Genomic DNA, 3,165 nt, shown 5'->3' with positions numbered 1-3,165 from the left:
CCTCGGAACCGGCCTGGTTGCCCTCGGGCTCGCCGCCCTGGGGTGGGGTGGCGTCGTCCTCTGGGCGGGACGTCTCGTCGTCCCCGCCCTCGTACTCGGCGGCAGCCTCGCCGCGATCGTCGGCGCGACAGCCCTGCTGTTCGTGGTTCCGGCGCACACCAGTGTTCTCGCGGTGGCCGCGGCATCCCTTCTTTTCGTCATCGTCGGCGCGAGCGCCGCGGTGCACCTGCGCCGTCGGCGCCGCGTCGCTCATCCCGAGCGGACCGCGCAGCCCATGAGCGTCGTGGGCCTGCTGGTCGCCGCCGCGGTGATCGCGGTCGTCGTGACTCCCGCGCTCGGTGCGACGCAGAACGCCGTCCTGCTGCGCGACGACGGCACGGTGCCGGTCATCTCGCACGAGGGACACTGACTCTCTCGATGCCGCGACACCTCGGCGCCCGTCGTGCGCGGCGGTGGCACGCTGGAGAGGTGAGCGACTCCCCCTCCCCCGTTCCCGACTGGATCGCGTCGCTGCGGGGAAAGCTGCTCGTCGCCCTCGCCGGACACCCGACCGGCATGGCCCCCTACGTGCGGGCGATCGCCGAGGGCGATGACGCCGGGTACTTCGTCGAGAACGGTCCCGCGTGGACGGTCCATGCCGGAATGGGGACCCTGGTCGCCGGCATCCGTGCCCTTCTGCTCCAGGCCCTGCACCCGGGTGCTCTCGCCGGGGTGCACGACTGGTCGCGGTACCGCGAGGATCCGATCGGGCGTCTCACCGGCACCGTCCGCTGGGTCATCACGCTCACCTACGGTTCACGGACACAGGCGGATGCCGAGACCGCACGCGTCGGCCGGTTCCACCAGCGCGTGAAGGGCGAGTACCGCGCCGGGGATGGAAGCGAGCGCGCGTACTCCGCCGAGGCGCCCGACCTCGTGCGCTGGGTGCATCTCGCCTTCACCGACGCGTTCCTGTCGGGACACGAGGTGTCTCGGAAGGCGATCCCCGGCGGAGCGGACGCGTACGTCGCCGACTGGGCGACCGCGGGTCGACTCATGCGGGTCGTCGATCCGCCGCTCACACGCGCGGCGCTGCGGGCCGAGATCGACGGCTTCTACGAACGCGGTGAGCTGCGGGGCGGCGAGCGGGTCGACGATGTGGTGCGGTTTCTCCGTAAGCCCCCGTTCCCCGGCGCGATGGGACTCGCCTACCGCGTGCTGTTCGCGGCGGCGGTGGCGACGATCCCCCACCGGTACCGCGCGATGCTCGGCGTGCGGCGGTGGCCGCTGCCCGTGCTGAGCGTGACGCGCGTCATTCTGCGGGTGACCGAGCGGGCTCTCGGGTCGGGTCCGCGCGCGCAAGATATGGCGCGGCAGAGGTTGCGGCGTCTGGGAATGTGAGGCGGGGCCCGGTTTCGTGTCCGGCCCGAGGCGTGCCGCACTCCGGAGTTTTCGTCGGTTGGGCCCGGTGTGGGCTGCGGTTTGGGGGCTGTGGCATCCATTTCTCCGGAGTTCGGCACGCCGCACCGGCCCGAGCTCACACTGCCGCGCGCCGGCCCCGGGCCCACCGCGCCGTCGTAGCCTGGAAGGACCGGAGGTGCCCATGAGCGACGACCCACGCCAGTCGGCCGAGCGCTACCGACTCGACCGCGAGCTGCGTGCGAGCGGACTCGAGCCCGAACCCGCGGCGAATGGGCCGCAGCGCGGGTCGACCGCGGCGGAGCGGGCCGCGTACGTCGAAACCTCGATCCAGCAGGCGATCCGCCGCGGAGAGTTCGACAACCTGCCCGGAGCCGGCAAACCCCTCCCCGACCTGGGCGGGACGCACGACCCCGACTGGTGGATCCGGCGCAAGATCGAGGCGGAGCAGCTCACCGGTCTCGGTCCGCCCGCCCTGACGCTGCGCGTCGAGTACGCCGAGCGCGCCGAGCGAATGGATGCCATCGCCCGAGAGCCCGACGTCCGTGAGGCGCTGCACGACTTCAACCGGCGCGTCATCGAGGCGCGTCGTCAGCTGCAGGGCGGGCCGCCCGTGGTGACGCCGACCGTCGACGTCGAAGCCGAGGTGGCGGCCTGGGCGGAGCGGCGGCGTGCGCGGGAGGAAGCGGCGGCGGTCGCGCCGGTGGCGCGGCGGCGGTGGTTCCGGCGCTCCGGCGCAGGTGGCTGAGCCTGTTGCAGCCTCCGGGCGCGCTCAGGACCTCACGCCAGGTGGCTGAGCCCGTCGAAGCCACCGGAAACCGCAAGGGTACCGGGCCCTTCGACAAGCTCAGGGACCTCGGAACCACGGTGGCTGAGCCTGTCGAAGCCACCGGAACCCGTGCGATGAGACCGGCCCTTCAACAAGCTCAGGGACCTCGGAACCAAGGTGGCTGAGCCCGTCGAAGCCACCGGAACCCGCGGGTCCTTCGACAAGCTCAGGGACCTGGGGGCGGGCTACAGCGCGGCGAGCGCCTCCGCCCGCTCCACCAGCGCGCGAGCGCGAGCGAGTGTCGGGGCGTACGAGCCGTCGACCGGACCGTCGGGCGACGCCGACAGCAGCGCCCTCGCGCGGTCGACCTCGTCGGCTGCGGGCGTGAAGCCGGCGTGAGCGCCGGGGACGGCGGCATCCTGCAGCGCGAGAGTGCCGGTGAAGCCCATCGCGACGGCGTGGAGCGCGGCATCCCGAGCGTGGTCGACGGGACCGCACGGTCCGTCGATGGGACCGGCGATCCCCGCCGCTGCCGAAGCGACGACGAGCTGCGCGCGCGGCCACGAAAGGGCGAGTCGGTCGGCCGACATGCCGGTGTCGCGGCGGAAGTCTCCCGTGCCGAAGGCGAGGCGGCGCGTGGCGGGGTGCGCGGCGATCGCGGGGGCGGCGAGCAGGGCCGCGGCCGACTCGACCATCGCGACGATCGAGACGCCGGAGGGGAGGGATGCCGCGACGTGGGCGACATCGGCCGGACCCGCGCACATCGCGAGCACGACACCGGCGAGGCTGTCGTCGAGCTCGCGGCCGAGGGCGAGGTCGTCTTCTCCGTCGTGGGTACCGGCGGCGCTGATGCGCAGCCAGACCGGAGCGTGAGCCGCCGCTCGACGTGCACGGTCGCGTCCCTCGCCCTTGCGGCCGGCGGGGAGGCCGTCTTCGAGGTCGAGCACGAGCACGTCGGCCGCGGTCTCGAGGTGGCCGGCGAGAGGCGAACGGAGCAT

The 3,165-nt window shown here is 73.3% G+C and carries 4 protein-coding genes; 3 read left to right on the top strand and 1 reads right to left on the bottom strand.

Annotated features, from left to right (window positions below; all coding sequences use genetic code 11):
- From P2P98_RS02055 to P2P98_RS02045, 3 genes are all read left to right on the top strand, one after another.
- Positions 1-409, top strand: a 409-nt coding sequence (locus tag P2P98_RS02055) for a hypothetical protein (protein ID WP_275796710.1), incomplete at its 5' end; no start/stop codon positions are given.
- 59 nt (positions 410-468) lie between these two features.
- The gene (locus tag P2P98_RS02050) at positions 469-1,380 is read left to right on the top strand and encodes an oxygenase MpaB family protein (protein WP_275796708.1); all 912 of its coding nucleotides are present in this window, start codon (positions 469-471) and stop codon (positions 1,378-1,380) included.
- 202 nt (positions 1,381-1,582) lie between these two features.
- Complete coding sequence (locus P2P98_RS02045) at positions 1,583-2,146, top strand: DUF1992 domain-containing protein (protein WP_275796706.1); 564 nt, start codon at positions 1,583-1,585, stop codon at positions 2,144-2,146.
- Positions 2,147-2,412: 266 nt separating this feature from the next.
- Here P2P98_RS02045 and P2P98_RS02040 read toward each other — a convergent pair.
- Positions 2,413-3,165, bottom strand: a 753-nt coding sequence (locus P2P98_RS02040) for an aldolase/citrate lyase family protein (protein WP_275796704.1), incomplete at its 5' end; no start/stop codon positions are given.

This window comes from Microbacterium sp. Kw_RZR3, assembly GCF_029222405.1.
Lineage (GTDB): Bacteria > Actinomycetota > Actinomycetes > Actinomycetales > Microbacteriaceae > Microbacterium.
Note: the sequence above shows the minus strand (reverse complement) of the source record. Positions and strands in the feature narration are given on the sequence as shown.